This window comes from Streptomyces sp. NPDC051173 (genome assembly GCF_040689515.1).
Classification (GTDB): domain Bacteria; phylum Actinomycetota; class Actinomycetes; order Streptomycetales; family Streptomycetaceae; genus Streptomyces.
In genome coordinates, this window is record NZ_JBFBBD010000107.1 from 1 (window position 1) to 22,677 (window position 22,677).

20 protein-coding genes and 1 pseudogene are annotated in these 22,677 nt (G+C 73.4%); 11 read left to right on the forward strand and 10 right to left on the reverse strand.

Features of this window, described 5'->3' with window-relative positions:
- Positions 1 to 214, forward strand: a pseudogene (locus AB0435_RS31900) (hypothetical protein); the annotation flags it as partial.
- 34 nt (positions 215 to 248) lie between these two features.
- Here the strand turns inward: AB0435_RS31900 and thpR are convergent.
- The 4 genes from thpR to AB0435_RS31920 form a co-directional block, all read right to left on the reverse strand.
- Positions 249 to 836, reverse strand: coding sequence for an RNA 2',3'-cyclic phosphodiesterase (gene thpR, locus AB0435_RS31905; RefSeq protein WP_366006807.1), 588 nt, complete (start codon positions 834 to 836; stop codon positions 249 to 251).
- Between the two features lie 89 nt (positions 837 to 925).
- Positions 926 to 2,302 (reverse strand): MFS transporter, encoded by a 1,377-nt coding sequence (locus AB0435_RS31910; protein ID WP_366006808.1) that lies wholly within the window; start codon positions 2,300 to 2,302, stop codon positions 926 to 928.
- 30 nt (positions 2,303 to 2,332) lie between these two features.
- A complete protein-coding gene (locus tag AB0435_RS31915) occupies positions 2,333 to 2,785 on the reverse strand; it encodes a MarR family transcriptional regulator (protein ID WP_366006809.1) in 453 nt (150 codons plus the stop codon).
- A 211-nt stretch (positions 2,786 to 2,996) separates the two neighbouring features.
- Complete coding sequence (locus AB0435_RS31920; RefSeq protein WP_366428543.1) at positions 2,997 to 4,466, reverse strand: NCS2 family permease; 1,470 nt, start codon at positions 4,464 to 4,466, stop codon at positions 2,997 to 2,999.
- A 215-nt stretch (positions 4,467 to 4,681) separates the two neighbouring features.
- On the opposite strand from AB0435_RS31920, the gene AB0435_RS31925 reads away from it, so the two are divergent.
- Positions 4,682 to 4,966 (forward strand): DUF2530 domain-containing protein, encoded by a 285-nt coding sequence (locus tag AB0435_RS31925; protein WP_366006811.1) that lies wholly within the window; start codon positions 4,682 to 4,684, stop codon positions 4,964 to 4,966.
- A gap of 739 nt (positions 4,967 to 5,705) precedes the next feature.
- Entirely contained in the window at positions 5,706 to 8,075 is a 2,370-nt protein-coding gene (locus AB0435_RS31930) for a cation-translocating P-type ATPase (protein WP_366005208.1), read from the forward strand.
- 50 nt (positions 8,076 to 8,125) lie between these two features.
- Here the strand turns inward: AB0435_RS31930 and AB0435_RS31935 are convergent, their stop codons facing one another.
- The 3 genes from AB0435_RS31935 to AB0435_RS31945 all read right to left on the reverse strand — a co-directional run bounded on the left by AB0435_RS31935 (position 8,126) and on the right by AB0435_RS31945 (position 12,914).
- Positions 8,126 to 8,317 (reverse strand): DUF1059 domain-containing protein, encoded by a 192-nt coding sequence (locus AB0435_RS31935; RefSeq protein WP_366005209.1) that lies wholly within the window; start codon positions 8,315 to 8,317, stop codon positions 8,126 to 8,128.
- A gap of 51 nt (positions 8,318 to 8,368) precedes the next feature.
- Positions 8,369 to 11,461 carry a molecular chaperone Hsp90 gene (locus AB0435_RS31940; RefSeq protein ID WP_366428546.1) on the reverse strand — a complete coding sequence of 1,031 codons (3,093 nt, stop codon included), beginning with the start codon at positions 11,459 to 11,461 and terminating at the stop codon, positions 8,369 to 8,371.
- A gap of 553 nt (positions 11,462 to 12,014) precedes the next feature.
- Positions 12,015 to 12,914, reverse strand: coding sequence for a DUF3027 domain-containing protein (locus AB0435_RS31945; RefSeq protein WP_366005210.1), 900 nt, complete (start codon positions 12,912 to 12,914; stop codon positions 12,015 to 12,017).
- 340 nt (positions 12,915 to 13,254) lie between these two features.
- On the opposite strand from AB0435_RS31945, the gene AB0435_RS31950 reads away from it, so the two are divergent.
- The 4 genes from AB0435_RS31950 to AB0435_RS31965 are packed head-to-tail and all read left to right on the forward strand — an operon-like array spanning position 13,255 to position 16,913.
- Complete coding sequence (locus AB0435_RS31950) at positions 13,255 to 14,691, forward strand: MFS transporter (protein WP_366005211.1); 1,437 nt, start codon at positions 13,255 to 13,257, stop codon at positions 14,689 to 14,691.
- A gap of 26 nt (positions 14,692 to 14,717) precedes the next feature.
- Positions 14,718 to 15,185, forward strand: a complete 468-nt coding sequence (locus AB0435_RS31955) for a DUF2771 domain-containing protein (protein ID WP_366005212.1) — start codon at positions 14,718 to 14,720, stop codon at positions 15,183 to 15,185.
- 19 nt (positions 15,186 to 15,204) lie between these two features.
- Positions 15,205 to 16,065 (forward strand): futalosine hydrolase, encoded by an 861-nt coding sequence (locus AB0435_RS31960; protein WP_366005213.1) that lies wholly within the window; start codon positions 15,205 to 15,207, stop codon positions 16,063 to 16,065.
- The gene (locus AB0435_RS31965; RefSeq protein ID WP_366428544.1) at positions 16,062 to 16,913 is read left to right on the forward strand and encodes a 1,4-dihydroxy-6-naphthoate synthase; all 852 of its coding nucleotides are present in this window, start codon (positions 16,062 to 16,064) and stop codon (positions 16,911 to 16,913) included. Before AB0435_RS31960 ends, AB0435_RS31965 begins: the two co-directional genes overlap by 4 nt.
- Positions 16,914 to 16,964: 51 nt before the next feature.
- On the opposite strand, the gene AB0435_RS31970 is transcribed toward AB0435_RS31965, so the two are convergent.
- The gene (locus AB0435_RS31970; protein ID WP_046926517.1) at positions 16,965 to 17,348 is read right to left on the reverse strand and encodes a cold-shock protein; all 384 of its coding nucleotides are present in this window, start codon (positions 17,346 to 17,348) and stop codon (positions 16,965 to 16,967) included.
- A gap of 209 nt (positions 17,349 to 17,557) precedes the next feature.
- Here AB0435_RS31970 and AB0435_RS31975 point away from each other — a divergent pair, with 209 nt between their 5' ends.
- Positions 17,558 to 17,830 carry a hypothetical protein gene (locus AB0435_RS31975; RefSeq protein WP_366005215.1) on the forward strand — a complete coding sequence of 91 codons (273 nt, stop codon included), beginning with the start codon at positions 17,558 to 17,560 and terminating at the stop codon, positions 17,828 to 17,830.
- Here AB0435_RS31975 and AB0435_RS31980 read toward each other — a convergent pair.
- The gene (locus tag AB0435_RS31980) at positions 17,773 to 18,453 is read right to left on the reverse strand and encodes an HAD family hydrolase (protein ID WP_366428545.1); all 681 of its coding nucleotides are present in this window, start codon (positions 18,451 to 18,453) and stop codon (positions 17,773 to 17,775) included. The two genes, AB0435_RS31975 and AB0435_RS31980, sit on opposite strands and share 58 nt — an antisense overlap.
- A 172-nt stretch (positions 18,454 to 18,625) precedes the next feature.
- On the opposite strand from AB0435_RS31980, the gene AB0435_RS31985 reads away from it, so the two are divergent.
- The 3 genes from AB0435_RS31985 to AB0435_RS31995 are packed head-to-tail and all read left to right on the forward strand — an operon-like array spanning position 18,626 to position 21,530.
- Positions 18,626 to 19,660: an iron ABC transporter permease gene (locus AB0435_RS31985; protein WP_366005218.1), complete on the forward strand. Its 1,035-nt coding sequence runs from the start codon at positions 18,626 to 18,628 to the stop codon at positions 19,658 to 19,660.
- Positions 19,657 to 20,709, forward strand: a complete 1,053-nt coding sequence (locus AB0435_RS31990) for an iron chelate uptake ABC transporter family permease subunit (protein WP_366005219.1) — start codon at positions 19,657 to 19,659, stop codon at positions 20,707 to 20,709. The genes AB0435_RS31985 and AB0435_RS31990 overlap by 4 nt, the downstream gene beginning before the upstream one ends.
- Positions 20,706 to 21,530, forward strand: coding sequence for an ABC transporter ATP-binding protein (locus AB0435_RS31995; protein WP_366005220.1), 825 nt, complete (start codon positions 20,706 to 20,708; stop codon positions 21,528 to 21,530). Before AB0435_RS31990 ends, AB0435_RS31995 begins: the two co-directional genes overlap by 4 nt.
- Positions 21,531 to 21,542: 12 nt before the next feature.
- Here AB0435_RS31995 and AB0435_RS32000 read toward each other — a convergent pair whose 3' ends face one another.
- Positions 21,543 to 22,457, reverse strand: a complete 915-nt coding sequence (locus AB0435_RS32000) for a hypothetical protein (protein WP_366005221.1) — start codon at positions 22,455 to 22,457, stop codon at positions 21,543 to 21,545.
- Between the last annotated feature and the right edge of the window lie 220 nt (positions 22,458 to 22,677).

Sequence of the window (22,677 nt, forward strand, 5' to 3'; positions counted from 1 at the left end):
CGCGCACGGCCACACCGTGCACGCCCGTGCCCTCGGCGCCCTGGAGCGCCTGCTGGAGCCCTACGACCAGGAGTCGGCGGCGTTCTATCAGGACCCCCGGCCGGCGCTTGAGGCCACCCCACCCCCGGCACAAACAACCCGCAGACAGAAGATCACCGCACCGCAGCCACCACAGCCACAACAACAAGCATCACAACGAGCGCACCGCTCATGATCCGGTTTCTGGTCTTCGGGTCCACCCCATGAGCCTAACCGCCGTCCCGGACCACTCCGGGACGGCCCAGTTCCCACACGGCCACCGTCTCGTAGCGCGGCCGTTCCCCGGGCGCACCGGAGGCCGGCAGGCGGCTGCGGACGAGTTCGAGGCGGTCGACCGTCCACGGCGTACCGGCGAAGTCCGCGAGGGCCTCCGCGTACGGGCGCAGGCGGACCGGGCCCGAGGCGCGGGCGAGGGTGAGGTGGGCGTGGAAGTCGTGGGTGCTGTCGACGGCGACCCCGGCGCGCCGCGCCCCGGCGGCGGTGGAGCGGGCGAGGTCGCGGAGGACGGTGCGCTCGCCGTCGGCGCCGACCCACAGGACGCGGTCGCCGAACCGTCCGCCCCCGGCGAACCGCAGCTCGTGCGGCGGATGCCGGCGCGCGGCGCGGCCGAGCCGCTCGGTGAGCTCGGGCAGCAGCGCCGCGTCGACCTCGCCGAGGAAGGCGAGGGTGAAGTGCCAGCTGCCCGGCTCGGTCCACCGGAGGTGCTCCGCGCCGGGCAGCGAGTGCAGTGGGGCGACGGCGGCCGCGAGTTCCGCGACGACCTCCGGCGGCGGGTTCACGGCGGCGAAAAGTCGCATGGGGTCAGTGTCCCTCCCCCGGTCACCGGACGGGCTCGGGAGAAGCCCGTCCGGTTGTGAGGGCGCCGTGGACGGCGGGACGGCGGGGCTCAGGCGGCGGCCGTCAGGACGGGCGCCGCTTCCTTGGGGACGAACGCCACGTGCGGACGGCCGCGGCGCAGACCGATCTTCAGGCGGAGCCCGCCGACCCGGGCGAGGACCACGCCGACGCCGAGAGCGGCCAGCACGGAGACCGCGCCGCCGGCGCAGAAGCCGACCCGGGCGCCGTACGCGTCGGTGGCCCAGCCGACCAGGGGCGCGCCCAGCGGCGTGCCGCCCATGAAGACCATCATGAAGAGGCTCATGACGCGGCCCCGCATGGCGGGGTCCGTGCCGAGCTGGATGCTCGAGTTGGCGGTGACGTTGATCGTCAGGCCGAACATCCCGATCGGGACCAGCAGCAGCGCGAAGACCCAGAACTCGGGCGCGAGCGCGGCCGTGATCTCCAGCAGGCCGAAGAGCAGCGCGGCGCCGACGAGCACGCGCAGCCGTGAGGTGCCGCGCCGGGCGGCGAGCAGGGCGCCGACCAGCGAGCCGGCCGCCATCAGGGTGTTGAGCAGGCCGTAGGTGCCTGCGCCGGCGTGGAAGACGTCGTCGACGTACGCAGTCAGCCAGATCGGGAAGTTGAAGCCGAAGGTGCCGATGAAGCCGACGAGGACGATGGGCCAGATGAGGTCCGGGCGCCCGGCGACGTAGCGCAGTCCCTCGCGGAGCTGGCCCTTGCCGCGGGGGGCGCGGTCGACCTTGTGGAGCTCGGCGGTGCGCATCAGCAGCAGCCCGGCGACCGGGGCGATGAAGGACAGGCCGTTGAGCAGGAAGGCCCAGCCGCTGCCCACGGCCGTGATCAGCACACCGGCGACGGCGGGGCCGACGAGGCGGGCGGACTGGAAGTTCGCGGAGTTGAGGCTGACGGCGTTGCGCAGGTCGTCCGGGCCGACCATCTCGACGACGAACGCCTGCCGGGCGGGGTTGTCGAGGACGGTGACGAGGCCGAGCGCGAGCGCGGTGAGGTAGACGTGCCAGACCTGCACGTGCCCGGTGAGGGTGAGGGCGGCGAGCGCGAGGCCCGTGACGCCCATCGCGGTCTGGGTGATGAGGAGCAGCCGCCGCTTGGGGCACCGGTCGGCGATGACGCCGCCGTAGAGCCCGAGGAGCAGCATGGGCAGGAACTGCAGCGCGGTGGTGATGCCGACGGCCGTGGAGGAGCCGGTGAGGCTGAGGACCAGCCAGTCCTGGGCGATGCGCTGCATCCAGGTGCCGGTGTTGGAGACCACCTGGCCGGTGGCGAAGAGCCGGTAGTTACGGATCCTCAGCGAGCTGAAGGTGCCGCCCTTGGGCTTGGTCAGGGCGGTGGTGCTGCTGCTCGTCGGGGTGTCGTCGGGGGTGTTCGGTGCGGGTGCGGAGTCTGCTCCGGGTCCCGTACTCAAAGTGGGTTCGCCTCCTCACTTGTGTGGGTGTTACAGATGCGCGAGCTTCTCCAGCACGGGCGCGGCGGCGCGCAGCGTCGCCCACTCGTCCTCGTCGAGCCGTCCGACCAGTTCACTGAGCCAGACGTTGCGCTTGCGCCGGCTCTCCTCGAGCATGGCCTCGGCCCGCTCGGTCTGGGTGACCACCTTCTGGCGGCGGTCCTCCGGGTGCGGCTCCAGCCGGACCAGGCCCTTGGCCTCGAGCAGGGCGACGATGCGGGTCATCGACGGGGGCTGCACGTGCTCCTTGCGGGCGAGCTCGCCGGGGGTCGCGTGACCGCAGCGGGCGAGGGTGCCCAGCACCGACATCTCCGTGGGGCTGAGCGACTCGTCGACCCTCTGGTGCTTGAGCCGACGCGACAGACGCATGACACCGGAGCGCAGGGAGTCCACTGCGGCGGTGTCGTCTTGGCTGGCGTTGTCCTGGGTGCCTGGGTCCGACATGTTGTTTAGGTTAACTCATTACCCGCGCTAAATAAAGCGGGGCGGCAGGGGCACTCGGGGCGGGACGGGGGCGTCCGGCGGCAGGGGGCCGTGGGGCGGGATCCGCGCGCCCCGTCGCGCTCCGGCCGCACGCGTCGCCGCCACCCCGCCCGTACGCACGAAGCGGCCGGGTGCGCGTCGCACCCGGCCGCTCCTCACGCGGAATCCGCCCCTACTTCACACCCAGCATCTGCTCGATCGGGTTGAGCAGGAAGTAGACGAGGAAGCAGAGCCCGACCACGTTGAGCAGCCAGGGGATCTCCCGCGTCCGCTTGTCCGCGATCCGCAGCAGGATGAAGGCGAGGACGCCGATGCCGATGCCGTTGGTGATCGAGTACGTGAACGGCATCGAGATGATCGTCAGGAACGCGGGGATCGCGATCGTGAAGTCGCTCCAGTCGATCTCCTTGACGTTGGCCGCCATGATCAGGAAGCCGACGACCAGCAGCGCGGGCGTGGCCGCCTGCGAGGGGACGATCTTGGCGAGCGGGGTGAAGACGAGGGCCAGCAGGAAGAGCCCGCCGGTCATCAGGTTCGCGAGGCCCGTACGGGCACCCTCGCCGACGCCGGCCGTGGACTCCACGAAACAGGTGTTGGCGGAGGCCGAGCCGAGGCCGCCCGCGGCGACGGCGACGCCGTCGACCATCAGGATCTTGCCCATGTTGGGCAGCTGGCCCCGCTCGTCGGTCAGCCCGGCCTCCTCGCCGACGCCGATGATCGTGCCCATCGCGTCGAAGAAGCCGGACAGCAGCACGGTGAAGACGAACAGGCAGCCGGTCAGCCAGCCCACCTCGTGGAAGCCGCCGAAGAGGCTGACGTGGCCGACGAGACCGAAGTCGGGGGTGCCGACGACGCTGTCCGGCACCTGCGGGACGCTCAGGCCCCAGTTGGCGTCGGGGATCGTGGCCAGCGAGTTGATGATGATCGCGACGAAGGTCATCACGACGATCCCGATGAGGATCGCGCCCCGCGTCTTACGCACGACGAGGATGAACGTCAGCGCGAGGCCGACCGCGAAGACCAGCACCGGCCAGCCGTGCAGCTGCCCGCCCTGCCCGAGACCCATCGGCACGGTGGTGTGCGCGCCGTCCGGGTTGCGGGTGACGAAGCCGGAGTCGACCAGGCCGATCAGCGAGATGAACATGCCGATGCCGATCGCGATCGCGCGCCGCAGACCGCCGGGGATGGCGTCCATCACGCGCTGCCGCAGACCCGAGGCGACCAGCACCATCAGCACCAGACCGGCCAGCACGACCATGCCCATCGCGTCGGGCCAGCTCATCTTGGGCGCGAGCTGGAGCGAGACGACGGCGTTGATGCCGAGCCCGGCGGCGCAGGCGATCGGCACATTGCCGATCACGCCCATGAGCACGGTGGAGAGCCCGGCCATCAGCGCGGTGGCCGTGACCAGCTGACCGTTGTCGAGCTGGTGACCGAACTTGTCGTGACCGGCCCCGAGGATGATCGGGTTCAGCACGATGATGTACGCCATCGCGAAGAAGGTGGCCAGGCCACCGCGCAGCTCACCGGAGACGGACGAACCCCGCTCGGTGATCCGGAAATACCGGTCGAGGACGGAGCCCCCGGAGGCGGGGGGCGGCGGCTGCTGGGCGTCGACCGGGGAGGTGGCCGAGGAGGGCATACGAGACCTCAGTCGGTACGGGCCTGGGGGGAGGCGGGAGACAGCGGGGGAACGAAAAGGATCTTGATTGGACGATCGAACGAAAGAGCCTCATCAGATCCGGTTCGATTCAGTATGAATAAACAAACGCGGAATTGCTATCTCCGCGCGTAGACCGCTATGGGCCAAGGGCCTCCCTCCCGGCGCGCCGGGCCGCACGGACTAGGCTTTGCGCCATGACGAAGTGGACACCCAGACACGAGGCACCGGAGCCCCTCGAGGGCCCCGTCGTCGCTACGATCACCGGCGGCACGATCCTGTGGTTCGTCCTCTTCCTCGTGCAGCTGCCCTTCTACGGGTGGTTCCAGGACCATGGGCATCTGTGGTGGGTCTGGACGTGTGCGGCCGGTGGGGGGCTGGGGCTCATCGGTATCTGGTACGTCCGGAAGCGGGATGCGGCGATTCGCCGCCATGCGGCGGCGGTGGCCAGGCGGGGGAACCCGGCACCGTCCTCCCCCTGACCGGGGCTCCGCCCCGGACCCCTGCCTCGCCCTCTTTCGGGCTGCGCCCTGGGCTTGTCGTGCGGCGAGCTTCTCCCCCACCCCACCCCTTCCCGGCTGCACCTGATCTGCGGCTCCGCCGCGCGGGGGGGCTCCGCACCAGCCCCTTGCCTGCGGGCCGGTTGGCGCCTGCGGCGCTTTGTTCCCCAGCCCCGCCCCTTCCCGAAACTGGGGCGCTGCCCCAGACCCCGAACTGCGGGTCCATTGCCGCCTACGGCGGGAGCGGCCTACGGCCGCGTCCTCAAACTCCCCCAGCTATCGCTGGGAGGTGCCCCCAACGGGCTGAAAAGTAAAGACGGCGCGCCCGGCGGAAAAGAGAGGCGCGCCCCGCTGGAAGAACGGCGCACCGGCCGAGAAGAAAGGCGCGCCCAGCTGGAATGAAGGTGCACCCGGCTGACGAGAAAGGCCCGCCCCGAAGGGGTCTACGCACCCACCGGCCGTGAACGTACCCACCGGCGGAGGGGGTGGGGCCGGAGGGTGAGGTTCTGGAACGCGGTGCGTCGTCACAGCACCCAACACGTAAGACAGCGCCACGCACCGCGTTCCAGGTCCTCAGCCCGGAGGCCACACCCCCGGCCCAACCACAAACCCAGCCCGGCCGGCGATTGAGGCCACCCCACCCCAGGCAAAGAACAACCCGCAGACAACAAACGGCCCCTCCGGCAGGTACACAAGCCCGATCCCCCTTACCGTCGGACTCATGAGCGATCCGGCCCACCCCCCGGCACCGCACACCGGCCTCACCCGCACCGAAGTCGCCGAGCGCGTGGCGAGAGGTGAGGTCAATGACGTACCCGTGCGTTCCTCGCGGTCGACCGCGGAGATCGTCCGGGCGAACGTCTTCACCCGCTTCAACGCGATCATCGGCGTGCTCTTCCTGATCATCCTGGCCGTCGGCCCGATCCAGGACGGCCTGTTCGGGTTCGTGATCGTCGCCAACACGGCGATCGGCATCATCCAGGAGCTCCGCGCGAAGAAGACCCTCGACTCCCTCGCCGTGATCGGCGAGGCCAGGCCGACCGTCCGCCGCGACGGGGAGCCCTCCGCGATTCCCACCGGGGAGATCGTCCTGGGCGACCTCATCGAGCTGGGCTCCGGGGACAAGTGCGTCGTCGACGGCGAGGTCCGGGAGGCCGACGGGCTGGAGATCGACGAGTCGCTGCTCACCGGCGAGGCCGACCCGGTGCTGAAGAGGCCCGGGGACAAGGTCATGTCGGGTTCCTTCGTCGTCGCCGGAGGCGGCGCGTACACCGCCACGAAGGTCGGCCGCGAGGCGTACGCCGCCCAGCTCGCCGAGGAGGCGTCCCGCTTCACGCTCGTCCACTCAGAGCTGCGCACCGGCATCAGCCGGATCCTCAAGTACGTGACGTGGATGATGCTCCCGACCGCCGTCGGCCTGGTCATCAGCCAGCTCGTCGTGCAGGGCCACGACTGGCGGGAGGCGGTCCGGCGGATGGTGGCCGGCATCGTGCCGATGGTCCCCGAGGGCCTGGTGCTGCTGACCTCCGTGGCCTTCGCGATCGGCGTGATCCGGCTCGGCCGGAAGCAGTGCCTGGTCCAGGAGCTGCCCGCGATCGAGGGCCTCGCCCGGGTCGACACCGTGTGCCTCGACAAGACCGGCACGCTCACCGAGGGCGGCATGGACGTGAGCGAGCTCCGGGTGCTGCTCAAGAGCGCGGACGAGGCGTACGTCCGCCAGGTGCTCGGCGCCCTCGGCGAGTGCGACCCCCGGCCCAACGCCAGTCTCAAGGCCATCATCGACGCCTATCCCGACGGCTCGGGCTGGCGCTGCACCGAGTCGCTGCCCTTCTCCTCCGCCCGTAAATACAGCGGCGCCGCCCTCAACGGCCCCGACACCGAGAGCAGCAACTGGCTCCTCGGCGCCCCGGACGTCCTGCTGCCCGACGGTCACCCCTCCCTCTCCGAGATCGAGCGGCTCAACGCCCAGGGGCTGCGGGTCCTGCTCCTGGCCCGCGCCGAGCGCGAGCTCGACGACCCGCGGGTCGTCGAGGGCGTCAGCCCCACCGCCCTCGTCGTGCTCGAACAGCGGCTGCGGCCCGACGCCGGTGACACCCTGCGCTACTTCGCCCAGCAGGACGTCTCCGCCAAGGTGATCTCGGGCGACAACGCCGTCTCCGTCGGCGCGGTCGCCGCCAAGCTGGGCCTGCCCGGTTCCGGGGCGCCGGTGGACGCGCGCCGCCTGCCCGCCGAGAAAGAACCCATGGCCAAGGCTCTGGAGGAGGGCAGCGTCTTCGGCCGCGTCACCCCGCAGCAGAAGCGCGACATGGTCGCCGCCCTCCAGTCCCGCGGGCACACCGTCGCCATGACCGGCGACGGCGTCAACGACGTCCTGGCGCTCAAGGACGCCGACATCGGGGTCTCCATGGGCTCCGGCTCCGAGGCGACCCGGGCCGTCGCGCAGATCGTCCTGCTCGACAACAGCTTCGCCACCCTGCCGTCGGTCGTGGCCGAGGGGCGCCGCGTCATCGGCAACATCACCCGGGTCGCGACCCTCTTCCTGACCAAGACCGTCTACTCCGTGCTGCTGGCGATCCTCGTCGTCTGCTCCCGGGTGCCGTATCCGTTCCTGCCGCGCCACCTGACCCTGCTGTCGACGCTGACCATCGGCGTACCGGCCTTCTTCCTGGCGCTGGCCCCCAACACGGAGCGCGCCAAGCCGCACTTCGTACGCCGCGTGATGCGGTACGCCGTCCCGGCCGGCCTGCTCGCGGGCGCGGCCACCTTCGCGGCGTATCTGGTCGCGCGGGCCTATTACACCGGGCCGGACAGCCTCGCCGCCCAGACGAGCGTGGCGACGCTGACGCTGTTCCTGATCTCGATGTGGGTCCTCGCGATCATCGCCCGTCCCTACACGTGGTGGCGGATCGCCCTCGTCATCGCCATGGGCCTCGGCTTCCTCGTCGTCCTGGCCGTCCCCTGGCTGCAGCGCTTCTTCGCACTGAAACTGGTGGGTACGACCATGCCGTGGGCCGCCGTCGCGATCGCCGCGGCGGCGGCCGTGGCACTGGAACTGGCCTGGCGCTGGGTGGGCCGCCGCTTCCCGGCCTGACGGCCGGCGGCACCGCCCCCGACGGGCAGATCGGGCCTGACGCCCGAGCGTCAGGCCTTCGCCTTCTCGTCCTCCAGGAACTCCCTGATCTGCTCGCGCAGCTCAGGGCCCTCCTGGTGCTTGTGCGCCGAGATCGCGTGCTGGGTCGCGGCTTCCAGGACCTCGTCCTCTTCGCCGGTGATGGTCAGCGTGCAGTTCGTCTCGCTGGGGAACCTGCGGCAGTCGGCGACTTTCCTGGTCATGACGGCCTCCCGGGTGGGTTCCCTTCCAGGGTAGTTCCGGGGCGGGGGCCGTCAGTCGAACCAGCGGGCCCGCGCCAGCTCGGTCGTGCGCGACAGGTCCTCCAGCAGCGCCGCCGCCTCGAAGCGCCTGGACCAGGCGCCGGCCGCCCACGCGAGGCCCGCCGCCACCCCCTCCAGCGTCGTCGCGTGCAGCACGCCGTCCTGCCCGAGGCACCAGTCCAGCTCGACGCCGCCGACGACAAGCCCCTCGTGCTCGACGTACGTCTCCGGCGCGCCCGGCAGCAGCGCGCGCAGCCCCTCCGGCACGCTCCGCGGCGCGCCCTCCCCGTCGGGGACGCGCACGGCGAAGACCTCGCTCAGCCGCCGCACCTGGAGCAGCTCCGCCAACTCCGCCGCCCGCGCGGGCCGTACGGGCAGCAGCGGGTGCCCGGCCGCGAGCGGGAGGACGTCGGGCGCGTCGGCGACCAGCGCGTCGGCGGCGTCCACGACGCGGACCTCGCCGTCGACGACGGCGCGGAGCTCGTCCGGCAGGGTGACCCGATCGGGGTCGAGCCCGGCCAGGATGCCGTAGACGGCGTGCAGTTGGGCCGCGTCGACCGGGCGGTCCTCGTCGGCGAGCCGCCCGAGCAGCTCCGCGGCGCCGCCCGGCTCGTCGAGGAGCGCGGCCACGGAGGTGCGTACGCCCAGCGCGCGCAGCACCTGGTCGTCGGCGAGCCCGGCCGCGTCCGCCGGCTCGTAGAGCCCGCGCAGCAGCGGGTCGCCGCCCGCGACGCGCAGCCCGGCGGGCCTGCGGCCGTCCAGCACGGGGTGGCCGCGCAGCCACCACGCGGTGTAGGGCCGCACGGACTCCGTCGTGCCGTCCGGCAGCAGCACGCGCACGGGCGAGGTCAGCGCGTCCCGCAGCGGCGGCTGCGCCAGCATGGCGAGCGCCCGCGGCCAGGCGTCGTCGTCGACGAGGTCGAGGTCGCGCACGGCGACGATCTCGGTGGCGACGGGCGGCACGGACGTCTCGGGCAGCCCGTCCAGGACGTCCTCGCACCAGACGTCGACGGCTTCGAGCAGGCCGACGTCGTCGGGCTCGGCGAAGTCGGTGTCGCGCGGCTCCAGTTCGTCCGGGTCGAGAACGACGTCCGTGGCGCGCACGAGCGCGAAGGTGGCCATCACGCCCACGGCCGTCAGGGGCTGCTCGCCCCAGCGCTCGGCCAGCGCGGCGTCGCAGCCGGCGAGCTCGCCGGGGCGGATGACGCTCTCGAAGGGGCTGCCGGGCAGGACGAGTTCACCGGCGGGGGCGAGCTCGCCGTCCTCGTCGGGCAGGGCGAGCGCGGCGAGCCAGGGCTCGTCGCCGGGGGCGAGGTTGGCGTCGCGCACGAGCGCGAGGACGGTCTCGGCGAGGGCCTCGCTGTCGAGGGCGTCCTCGTCCCAGACCTCGTCGGCGTCGAGCGACGCGGCGACGGCGGCCCGTACCTGAGGGGTCGTCAGGATCGCGCGGGGCGAGGCGGGTGTGGCGCCGAGCTTCTCCAGCAGCGGGTGGGCGGCGTCGGGGTGGACGACCTTGAGCCCGAGCCTGGACAGCCGCTCCGTGCCGCCCGGCGGCGGCAGCAGGACCTGCCGGGGGCCGATGGCCGTGCGCGCGCCCTCGGCGAGGGGCACGGGCAGGCCGCTGAGCCGGTCGGGGTCGACACCGGCGAGGCTGTCGTAGAGCCTGCGCCACCACGAGGGCTCGCGGTCGACACCCGCGAGCCGGTCGACGACCTCGCCCAGCGGGACGCGCGTGATACCGAGCGCGCGCAGCTCGGGGCGGCGCTCGAGCCCGGCGGGCAGCAGGTTCGGGAACAGCTCGCCGAGCACGGCGGCGGTCTCCGCCCCGGCGCCCTCGACGACCTCGGCGTCGACGGGCCGCAGAGGCTGGGCATACGCCTCCCGCGCCTCCTCCGGCACGTCGGCGGGCCGCACGGCGCGCGGCAGGAAGGGCACGCGCGGCAGCCGTTCCAGCACCAGCCGCCGCACCTCCGCGTCGACGGCGCTGCTGGCCAGCGGCGAGGGGACCAGGTCGAGGGTGCCGGTGGACACGGGCTGCCAGTCGCGCAGCAGCGCGGTGTACGCCTCGGCGGCGCGCTCGACGAGGAAGTCCGTCAGCGGGCCGGGGGCGGTGTGCCGGCGGGTGGGTTCGAGGGGGAAGGTCGCGATGAGGAGGGCGGGCACCCCCATCGGCTCGTCGGTGGGCGTGGGCGCGTGCAGCACGGGCGCGGTCTCCGGCCGTGCGGGCGCGCCGTCCGGCCCCACCGGCACGGCCCAGGCCAGCGACCAGTGGGGGCGCAGCTTCTCCTCCACCGGCCGGTCGGCGAGCAGTTCCGGCTCCAGCCGCCCGGCCGCGCGCTCGACGCGCCAGCGGGTCGCGGCGCCGCGCGCGGTGTCGCGGACGAGGACGTACGGGCCCTCGTCGCGCCGGTCCAGGATGCGTACGGGCTCGCCGGGCAGCTCGACGACGACCTCGGCCAGGCCGGGCAGGGCCAGCAGCAACGCGTCGTCGACCCCGGCCAGCAGACGCCTGGTCAGGTCCTCGGCGGCGCCGTCGCGCAGCGGGAGGACGACGACGGTCTCATAGCCCTCGGGCGCGGAGCCCTCGGCGGGCAGCGGGAGCCGGAGCAGCGGCACGTGGCCGTCGCGGCGGCGGATCTCCTCGGCGAGGTCGCGGTTGCCCGCGGCGGCCCCGGCGGCCAGCGCCTGCGCCTCCGCGAGCGACCAGCGCACGCCGCCGGAGCGGCCGATGACGGCGGGTTCGTCGCTGACGGCCAGCACGGCGGAGAAGCCCACACCGAACCGGCCGACGGCCTCCCGGGACTCGTCGCGCTTGGCGGAGGCCCGCAGCGTGGCCAGCGACGCGACGCCGGCGTTGTCGAGCGGGGCGCCGGTGTTGGCGGCGGCGAGCACGGCGGGCGCGCCGGCCGTGGCCGGGTGCAGGGTCAGGCGCAGCCTGCCGCGCACGCCCGCCCGTGCGGCGGCGTCGGCGGCGTTCTGCGCGAGTTCGACGACGAGGCGGTCGCGGTAGCCGCCGAGGACCAGGTCCTCCTCGGCGTTGGCGTCCTCCCGGAACCGCGCGGGTGCGGTGATCCAGGCGTCCAACGCGTTGCGTCGGAGCCGCATGGTCCCGAACGGGTCCGTTCCATCGGCTTCGCGGGGCGCGGATCGGATGCCGCTCACGTCTACTCCCTGACCTTGGGGTTGCTATGGCTGAACGTCCGTCGGGCGCGGTTGCGCGGTGCGAGTTGAGGGCCCATCATCACCCTCCCCTTGGCCGCCACTCCGATTACCCCACTAGTAAGAGTGTCTGCTAAGCCCCCCGCACCCCAGCCCGCCCGCCGCGCCGACGACGGGTTTTCACCCGCCTGCACGTACGGATGGCATCGATACCCGCACTCGCCCTCCGGCGGAGGGGGTGGGGCCGGAGGGTGAGGTTCTGGAACGCGGTGCGCAGTCAGGCACGCAATACGCACCACAGCGCCACGCACCGCGTTCCAGGTCCTCAGCCCGGAGGCCACACCCCCGGCACCACAAACCAGCCCGGCCGGCGCTTGAGGCCACCCACCTCAGGCACGAGCAACCCGCACCCGACACCGCACCGCAAAGCGCAGCGAACCCGCACCCGCCAACGGACCCGCACCCGGAAACCGCGAGCCGCCCGCAGGGCACCCGCACCTTACGAGTGACCGAGCTCCTCATCGGGCCCGTCGGCCGAGACGGAACCTGCGGAAGGCCGCAGCTGGAGCGGGTCCACCAGCGTCTCGTCGATCACGGGAGCGGACGGCCGCGGAGCCTTCGGCATGACCGCCGCCTCGGAGTGCCCACCGCACCCGTAGGCCAGCGACACGACGTGCCCGTCCGCCGGCCCGAACTCGTTCGCGCAGATGCCGAACGCCTGCCCGAGGGAGCCGCCGAGGCGCACGAGGAAGCCGCAGCTGACGCAGGACGCGGGGGCGGCCTGGGCCATGGGGGTCTTGGAGCCGTGGGAGTCGTCCCAGCGGTCGGCCGCGGTGTGGAGGCCGTAGCGGGAGAGGACGCGGGCGCGCCGCATGCCGAGCTCCTCGGCGACGGCGGCGATGGAGCCACGGGCGGGCGGCGCGGCCTGGGCGGCGGGGGAACCGACGGTGACGTCGGCGTCCTCGTCCTCGGCGAGGCGGTCCATCTCCTCGGCGAGGGCGGAGTTCGGCGGCGGGGCGTCCTCACCGGTCCAGCCCGGCTCCAGGCGGAGGTCGTCGGCCTCGGTGGGGAGGAGGTCGCCGGGGCCCATGTCGCCGGGGCGCAGCCGCTCGCTCCAGGGGACCCACTCGGGGGCCAGGAGGGCGTCGGGGCCGGGCAGCAGGACGGTCTCGTCGAGGGTGACGACCTTGGCGCGGGAGGCGCGGGCGACGGTGACGGCCCAGCGCCAGCCGCGGTAGCCGGGGTCCAGGCAGGCGAAGTAGTGGGTGACGACGCGGTCCCCGTCGGCCGCGGCCTCGACGTGGTCGCCGACCATGCCCGGCAGCGCCGCTTCCTCAGCCGCCGTACGGGCGAGTTCGACCGCCTCGGCGCACAGGCGGTCCGGGGTACGGCTTCGCATCGCAGCACTCACAAGAATCGATTCTCTCTTCCACGCCGTCTCACGAGTGCGCCAGCCGAACGGCCGGGTCGGCGGACGGAGCGGACCGGAGGACCGCGTCGACGTCCGCGCCCGAACGGCCTCGGGCGCACCTAGTCACTCCCATTCTGCGGGATGGAGACTCGGGGCGCGGCCAAGAACGACCACCGGTGGCGCGCTACGCACGCTACCCCGCCAGGACACCCGGGGGATACCCGGGCTTCGGCGAGCCCCCCGGCGGGCCGGCGGGGAGGGCGCCGGGCGCGCCCCACGGATGGGCGGAAAGTGCCACGCCCGGTGGCAGTTGGGGCAGTATGGCGTGGTGGGAGCCATCCGGTCAGCCGAAGGCGGTCCGCTCCGCCGTACGGCCCGGGGCGCCGGCCGCGTGTTGCGCAGCCCGTTCACAGGGGCGGCGCGGGGCGTCCGCAGGGCCACGCACGCGCACGGCGCGGGCGAGTCGGGGCTGGGCAAGCTGATCGAGCTGCACGCCGTGCACTCGGCGGGCGACATGCTGATCACGGTGGCGCTGGCGTCGACGGTGTTCTTCTCAGTGCCCACGGATCAGGCGCGCGGGCGGGTGGCGCTGTATCTGGCGGTCACGATGGCGCCGTTCACCCTCCTGGCCCCGGTGATCGGGCCGCTGCTGGACCGGCTGCCGCACGGCCGCCGGGCGGCGATGGCGGGCGCGATGATCACGCGGGCGGTGCTGGCGCTGACGATGTCCGGCGCGGTGGCGAGCGGCGGTCTCGAACTGTATCCGGCGGCGCTGGGCGTGCTGGTGGCGTCGAAGGCGTACGGCGTGGTGCGGTCGGCGGTGGTGCCCCGGCTGCTGCCACCGCGCATCTCCTTGGTGAAGGCCAATTCCAGGGTCACGCTGGGCGGGCTGCTGGCCACGGGTGTGGCGGCCCCGCTGGGCGCGGGGCTGCATCAGCTGGGACCGGCGTGGCCGCTGTACGGGGCGTTCGTCGTGTTCATCGGGGGCACGCTGCTGTCGTTCTCGCTGCCGCACAAGGTGGACTCGGCGAAGGGCGAGGCGCGGGCGCGGCTGGTCTCCGGCGAGCACCGCTCCGCGCTGCGTCCCGCGCTGGAGCGGCACCGGAGCACCGTACGGCGGAAGACCGGCGGGAAGCAGGGGCGGCAGCGGAACGGCAAGGCGTCCCGGCCGGGTCTGCGCACCGTCGGCAGCTCGGTGCTGCACGCCCTCCAGGCCAACAGCGCCATGCGCATGCTCTCCGGCTTCCTCACCTTCTTCCTGGCCTTCCTGCTGCGCGTGCACCCGATCGGGGGGCTGGGCCCGGCGTTCTCCCTGGGTGTCGTGGCGGTCGCGGCGGGCGGGGGCAACGCCCTGGGCACGGCGATCGGCGCGCTGCTGCGCTCGCGCGGCCCGGAGAAGACGATCGCGCTGGTGCTGACGCTGTCCCTGGGGGCGACGGTGGCCGCGGCCGCTTTCTTCAGCGCCTTCTTCGTGGCCGTCGTGGCGGCCGTCGCGGGCATCTCGCAGGCGCTCGGCAAGCAGTCGCTGGACTCGCTGATCCAGCGGGACGTCCCGGAGGAGGTGCGGACGTCGGCGTTCGCGCGTTCCGAGACGCTGCTCCAGATGTCCTGGGTGGCCGGCGGGGCGATCGGCATCGTGCTGCCGCTCAACGGCACCCTGGGCATGGCGGTGGCCTCGGGGGTCCTGGCGCTGGGTGTGGCCACTGCCGTACGGGGCCTGCTGACGGCGGCCCGGCGCGGCTCGCCGCACCCGCGCGTGGCGTGAGTGGACGGGCCCGATAGCCTGCGCGCATGACCGATGCGTTTTTCCAGGGCAAGCGCCGACGTGCCGCTGCCGCTGTCGGCGCCGTCGCCTTCGGCCTCGTCGCCCTTTCCGCCTGCGACAAGCCGACGCCCCTGGCGACGGTGTCCGTCGGCTCCACCACGGTGACCACCGAGGCCGCCTGCTTCGACGAGAGCAAGACGCTCGACCAGTCGGCCCTCCAGAAGTGCCTGGCCGACAAGTCGGTCAAGAGCATCAAGGTGAAGCAGGGCGACAAGATCCGCGTGGGCGTCGAGCCGAAGATCGCCGACGAGAGCTGGTTCGTCGTGGCCGGCAACCAGCCGCGCTCGAACCAGACGAAGCAGACGTACACCTCGCTCGAGGGCGACCAGCTCTTCTACAACCAGCAGATGGGCACCCTGGAGAAGTCCACGGTCCTGTCGGTCGTCAGCAAGAACGGCGTGTGGAGCGTCAAGCTCGAGCTCGACAAGGACTGACGGCCCGGAGGCCCCGCTGATGCGCGTACTCGTCGTCACCGCCGTCGCCGCGGAGCGTGACGCGGTCACCCGCGGCGCGGCGGGGCCCACCACCCCGGCCGGCGGGCCCGCGGAGACCGTGGAGCTCGCCGTGCCGGGCTTCGCGCTGCACCGCGCCGTCACGGCAGGTCCTTTCCCGCTGGTCGTCGACGCGCTGGCCGCCGGTGTCGGCCCGGCCGCCGCGGCGGCGGGCACCGCGACGGCCCTGACGGCCGCGGCGGTCTCCGGCAGCCCGTACGACCTGGTGGTCTCGGCGGGCATCGGCGGTGGCTTCACGGGTGCGGCGGCGGGGGCCCCGGTGGGTTCCCTCGTCGTGTCCGACGCGATCGTCGCCGCGGACCTGGGCGCCGAGACGCCCGAGGGCTTCCTCCCGGTCACCGAGCTGGGCTTCGGGACCGTGGAGCACCGGCCGCCCGAGGCGCTCGTGCGGGCCGTGGCCGACGCGACCGGCGCCCGGCGCGGCGAGGTGCTCACCGTGTCGACGGTGACGGGTTCCGCGGAGCGCGCCCGCGCGCTGGCGGAGCTGCGCCCCCGCGCGCTGATCGAGGCCATGGAGGGCTTCGGCGTGGCCGAGGCCGCCGCGGCGCACGGGGTGCCGGTGCTGGAGATCCGCGCGGTCTCCAACCCCGTCGGCCCGCGCGACCGCGCCGCCTGGCGCATCGGTGACGCCCTCGCCGCCCTCGCGGGCGCGTTCGCGGCGCTGCCCGGGGCCCTCGCGGCGGCGGCAGAGGGGGCACAGGGGCCAGAGAGAGAAGTCCTCCCGCACGTCAACGATCTTCCGGAGGCCCGGCCCGCGCCGGCCCCCGCAGCACCGCCACCGCACGCGAGGAGGACCCCATGAGTGAGCCGCTCAAGATCGCCTATTCGCCCTGCCCCAACGACACCTTCGTCTTCGACGCCTGGGCGCACGGCCGCGTCCCCGGGGCGCCCGCCCTCGACGTCACCTTCGCCGACATCGACATCACCAACGGCATGGCCGAGCGCGGCGAGTTCGACGTGCTCAAGGTGTCGTACGCCGAACTGCCCTGGGTCCTGGAGGAGTACGCACTGCTGCCGTGCGGCGGCGCCCTGGGCCGGGGCTGCGGCCCGCTGGTGCTGACCCGCGAGCCGGGCGAGGCCGCCGGGCTGGCCGGGAAGACGGTCGCGGTGCCGAGCGAGCGCTCGACGGCCTATCTGCTGTTCCGGCTGTGGGCCGCGGCGGAGGTGCCGGGCGGGGTCGGCGAGGTCGTCGTCCTGCCGTTCCACGAGATCATGCCCGCCGTCAAGGAGGGCAAGGTCGACGCCGGACTCGTGATCCACGAGGCGCGGTTCACGTATCAGCGGTACGGGCTGCACTGCCTGGCCGACATGGGGCAGCACTGGGAGTCGACGACGGGCCTGCCGATCCCGCTCGGCGCCATCATCGCCAAGCGCTCGCTGGGCGCGGCCCGGCTGCGTGAACTGGCGCAGGCGGCACGGACGTCCGTGCAGATGGCCTGGGAGGACCCGGCGGCGTCCCGGCCGTATGTGCTGGCGCACGCCCAGGAGATGGAGCCGACGGTCGTCGACCAGCACATCGGGCTCTACGTCAACGAGTTCACCGCCGACCTCGGTGAGGACGGCTACGCCGCGGTGCGCGGGCTGCTGACCCGCGCCGCGGCCGAGGGGCTGGTGCCGCCCCTCGGCCCGGAGGCACTGGAGTTCGCCTGACGGCCGGCCCGTCGGGCGGTCCCTCGCGCGGCTCGCGAGCGGGAGCGGTGGTCAGACGTCCAGCTGGTCGGCCACCGCCCGCAGCATTCCGGCGATCTTGGCACCGTGGGCCTTGTCGGGGTAACGGCCGCGCTCCAGCTGCTGGGTGACGTTCTCCAGGAGCGTGGTGAGGTCCTGGACGATCGACGCCAGCTCATCGGGCTTGCGGCGCTGGGCGGCCGCGACCGACGGGGCGGGGTCGAGGAGCGTCACCGTGAGCGCCTGGTCGCCGCGCTGGCCGGCCACGACACCGAATTCCACCCGCTGTCCGGGCTTGAGGGCGTCTACCCCGTCCGGGAGCACCGAGGAGTGGACGAAGACGTCTCCGCCGTCGTCGCGGGAGAGAAAGCCGAAGCCCTTCTCGCTGTTGAACCACTTGACCTTGCCGGTAGGCACGTCTGTCCTCGTCCTCGTGTCTCGTCGGAAATACGGAAAACGTCTGCAATCAACGGAAAAACAGCTCTTGATAGCACTACAGCGGGTCGTAAGACCCGCTACCCCCAAGGCTAATGGTCCCGGGCCCGGTGACAAGACGTCCTTTTCCCGTGCGGCGCCGGGGCGAGAGGTGCCTCCAACGCCGTCGGCTATGGATCTACCCTGGTCAGGTGAGTAACGAAACTCCCCGGGACGGGGATCTGCTGGTACGCGTCGGCGCCATCGTCTTCCTCGTGGGCGCGGTGGCCACCCTGGCGACGGTCGCCCCCCTCTTCCTGGGCGCCCATCCACTGCCGCCGGCAGCGTACTTCGTCTGCATGCTGATGGGGGTCGGATTCCTGATCGCGGCCGCCGGGGTGCTGCGTTCCGTCGCGGCGCAGCGCCGTCAGGCGCGCGCCTCGCTGCCGGCGGCGGTCCCGGACGGCGCGGCCGCCTCGCGGTAGTCCCGCAGCCAGCGGGGGAAGGCCGTGAGGTCGGCGAGGAGCACGTCGGCCCCGGCGGCGCGCAGTTCCTCCTCGTCACACGGACCCGTCGCGACCCCTACGGACAGCGCACCCGCCGTACGCGCGCCGCGCACGTCCCCGGTGTGGTCGCCTACGTAGACCGTCGCACCGTGCGCGCGCAGCGCCGTGGCCTTGCCCTCCGCCCAGAGGTCGCCGACGAGCGCGTCGGGGGCGAGTCCGAGGTGGTCGAGGTGCAGCCGTGCGTTGCGCTCGTACTTCGCGGTGACGACGACCGACCGGCCGCCCAGCTCCCGTACGGCGTCGAGCGCCTCGCGCGCCCCCGGCATGACGGGTGACGCGGCGATCGCGAGCGTGGGGTAGACCGCACGGTAGTCGGCGGCGGCCGCGGCGACGCGGTCCGCGGGGAACCAGTGGGCGAGCTCCTGCTCCAGCGGCGGCCCGAGCCTGCTGCACACCAGGTCGACGTCGATGTGCGTGCCTGTCGAGGCGACCAGCGACTCGTACGCGGCCCGGATGCCCGGCGCGGAGTCGATGAGGGTCAGGTCGAGGTCGAAGCCGACGGTGAAGGGGGCGTCGGCCGGGAGCCGCGGGTGCAAGGTCATGCCCCACATTCTGCCGCGATGCCCGGCCCGTACACTTAGCGTCGCCTAACCTGGGCCGCGCCCAGCGGGTCCGGTGTGCCGGCCGCGCGCCGGCCGTCGCCCCGCGGCGGTGGTGCGGACAACGGCACGACCCGGCCGCGCCCGATGTCCGTACGAGCCATGAGTGGAAGCGATGTCAGCCGCCGTCCCGATCAGCAGCCCAGGGTCCGCACGGATCCGGCGCCGCGTCGGCTGGACGGCGGCCGCGGTCGTCGCCCTGCTGGCGGCGGTGCTGTTCAGCCTCGCCGTCGGGGCCCGTGCCACCGCGCCCTCCCAGGTCTTCGACGCGCTCTGGCACGGCACCCCCGGCAAGACCACCGCCGTCGTGCGCGACATGCGGCTGCCCCGCACGGTCGTCGGGCTGATGGTGGGCGCGGCACTCGCCATTGCCGGAACGGTTCTTCAGGGCATCACCCGCAACCCCATCGCCGACCCCGGCATCCTCGGCATCAGCCACGGCGCCTCGCTGGGCGTGGTCCTCGCGATGACCTTCGCCGGGGTGCAGACGCTGTCCGGCTATGTGTGGTGGGCCTTCGCGGGCGCCGCGCTCGCCTCCGTCGCCGTCTACACCGTCGCCGCGCGCGGCCGGGGCGGCGCCACCCCCGTGAAGCTGGCGCTGGCCGGTGCCGCGATCAACGCGCTGCTGCTGTCCGTCGTGCACGGCGTCCTCACCACCCACGCCGCCGTCCTGGACCGCTTCCGGTTCTGGCAGGTCGGCTCGCTGCCGAGCCAGGACACCGGGATCGTCGGCCAGATCTGGCCGTTCCTGCTGGTCGGCGTGGTGCTGGTGCTGAGCGTGGCCCGCGGCCTCGACGCGCTCGCGCTCGGCGAGGACGTCGCCAAGGGGCTCGGCCAGAACGTCGCGACCGTACGGATCGTCGGCGGCGTCGGCGCCACGGTGCTCACCGGCGTGGGCGTCGCGGCGGCCGGCCCGATCGCCTTCGTCGGCCTCGCCGTCCCGCACATCGCCCGCGCGATCGTCGGCACCGACCACCGCTGGCTGCTCCCCATGGCCGCGCTCATCGGGCCCGTGATGCTGCTGGTCGCCGACACCGCCGGCCGGATCGTCTTCCCGCCCAGCGAGGTCCCGTCCGGGGTGATGACGGCGCTCATCGGGGTGCCGTTCCTGATCGCGCTCGTCCGCCGCAAGAAGGCGGTGGCCGCGTGACGCTCACCCTGTGCCGCCCCGCCGGCTACACCCTCGTACGCGCCGGGCGCGCCTCCTTCCTCGTCCACCGGCGGGCCACCGGCGTCGCCCTCGCCCTGACCGCGCTGCTGGCCGCCGCGTGCCTGGCGTACCTCTGCGCGGCCCAGTCCTTCGTGTCGCCGGCCGAGGCCCTGAAGGTCGTCCTCGGGCAGCCGTCGCCGGAGGAGCTCACCGTCGGCACCTTCCGACTCCCCCGGATGACCGTGGGCCTGCTCGTGGGCGCGGCCTTCGGCGTGGCCGGGGCGCTGATCCAGACCGTCTCCCGCAACCCCCTGGCCAGCCCCGACATCATCGGCGTCACCCAGGGCGCGAGCGCGCTGACCGTCGGCGCGCTCACCTTCGGCGTCACGTCGTACGCGTTCCTGCCCTATCTGTCCGTCATCGGCGGGCTGCTCGCGGCGGCCCTCGTCTACGTCTTCGCGTGGCGCGGCGGGCTGCACGCCACCCGCTTCGTCCTCATCGGCATCGGCTTCGCGGTCGCGCTGCGGTCGCTCACCAACCTCTTCATGACCAAGGGCGACTACCTCGTCGCCCAGCAGGCCAAGGTGTGGATGACCGGGTCGCTCGGCGACCGGGGCTGGGACGAGGCCGTCCCGGTCGCCTGGGCGCTGCTCCTCCTCACGCCCCTCGTCTGCTGGGCGGCCCGCGCGCAGCGCACCGTCTCGATGGACGACGACACCGCGACCGCGCTCGGCGTCCGGCTGAACCGGGTCCGGCTCGGCCTGGCCGTCCTCGGCGTCGTGCTGGCCTCCATCGCCACCGGCGCCGCCGGGCCCGTCGACTTCGTCGCCCTGCTCGCCCCGCAGCTGGCCCGCCGGATGACGCGTACGGCCCAGATCCCCCTGCTCTGCTCGGCGCTGACCGGCGCGGTCATCGTGATCGTCGCGGATCTGCTCGGCCGCAGGCTCTTCGAGCCGAACCAGCTGCCCGTGGGCGTCCTGACCGCCGCCGTCGGCGCCCCCTATCTGATCTGGCTCATCATCAGGGGCCGCACCGGAGGAAAAGCGTGACCGAGACCAGCGGCCGCACGGCCCGGCTCACCGCCCGCGACCTGACCCTCGCCTACGAGGACCGCACCGTCGTCGACGGGCTCGACGTGGACGTCCCGGACGGCGCCGTCACCGTCATCGTCGGCCCCAACGCGTGCGGCAAGTCGACCCTGCTGCGGGCCCTCGGCCGCCTCCTCAAGCCGGCCCGCGGCTCGGTACTCCTCGACGGCACCGAACTGTCCCGCATACCCACCCGCACCATCGCGCGGTCCCTCGGCCTGCTCCCGCAGACCCCCGTCGCCCCCGAGGCCATCACCGTCGCCGACCTCGTCTCCCGCGGCCGCCAGCCGCACCAGCGCTGGTGGCAGCAGTGGTCCGACGACGACGAGCGCGCCGTCACCGAGGCGCTGGCCCGCACCGACACGGCCGCCCTCGCCGAGCGCTCCGTCGACGAACTCTCCGGCGGGCAGCGGCAGCGCGTGTGGATCGCGATGGCCCTCGCGCAGGAGACGGACCTGCTGCTCCTCGACGAACCCACCACATATCTCGACATATCCCACCAGGTGGAGGTCCTCGACCTCTGCCGCCGCCTCAACCACGAGCGCGGCCGCACCGTCGTCGCCGTCCTCCACGACCTCAACCAGGCGGCCCGCTACGCCGACCACCTGATCGCGATGCGGGCGGGCCGGATCGTGGCCCAGGGCGCGCCGTCCGACGTCGTGACGGCCGATCTCGTGCGCGACGTCTTCGGCCTGGAATCGGTCGTCGTCCCGGACCCGGTGACGGGCAGTCCGCTGGTGGTGGCGGGCCGGCCGTGGGAGTCGGACCGGGCCGCCGTCTGACGTATCGGCCGGTCAGCCGGGGCGGCGCGAGCGCCAGACCACGTACAGCGCCGAGGTGACGGCCGCCGCCCGCACGACCCAGGGCCAGGAGTCCGACAGCACCGCGCCCAGGCCGCCCTCCGGCACCGGGTCGCCCCAGCGGCCCTCCGTACGGCCCCACAGCCAGACCGCCCAGGCCGCGAGCGTCAGGCCGGGGACGCCCATGACCGCCCACTGCGACTCGTTGTGCGAGAGCTTGCGCGTGAAATAGGCCAGCGCCCATCCGGCGGCGAGCACGAACCAGTTGCCCAGCACCGCGCCCACGAGCAGCACCAGCGCCACCAGGAGCAGCAGCACGCTCACGGGCTCGCCGTCCGGGCGGCGCAGCAGGCTGGGGCGGCGCCGGGTCTCCCCGGTCTCCTCCGCCGCCGCGGCCTCCTCGTCGTCCCGCTCCGCCTCCACGGCCTCGGCCGGCGCTCCGTCCACCGGCTCACGGGGCGGTGGTTTCAGTATCTCGGGGATCTCGATGCCACCGACGAACCCGTGCACCGCCTCGCCCTTGCCGAACGGCCCCGGGTCCACCCGCCACCAGTCCGGCACCTCGCCGGCGGGGCCGAGCTCCTCCGCGGGCGCGAGGTGCGGCGGCGCCACCGCGGGCACGGCCCGGACGGGCTCGTCCTCACGGCGCTGCGCCGGAACCCTGCCGCTCTCCGCGGTGACGAACCCGTTCGCGTCCGCCACGGCCTCGTCCGGCGTGCCGAACCCGGACAGGATGCGCTGCACGGCGGCGGGCGTGTCCGCGCCCTCGGACGATCTGCGGCGCTCGATCTCCGTACGCAGACGGGACACGAGCCGCATACGGTCGGCGGAGGTCAGCGCGGTGCGTTGCGCGATGTCGCCGACTCGGCTCAGGTAGTCAAAAACCAGCTGATCGCTCTCGATCCCCACCGAATCCCCTAAGACCGCTCGTCCTCCGACGGTACCGGTTCCCTGCGGGGCGGGCGGTGTTGTTCGGGGTTCTGTCGGTGGTGGGGTGCGAGTGGCTGGCGCCTGCGACGGGCTTGTTCCGGGCTGGTTTTCCAGCCCGTCCGGCGTTTGAGGACAACGCGCGAAGCGTGTTGCGGGGGTCTGGGGGCTTGCCCCCAGTTTCGGGAAGGGGCGGGGCTGG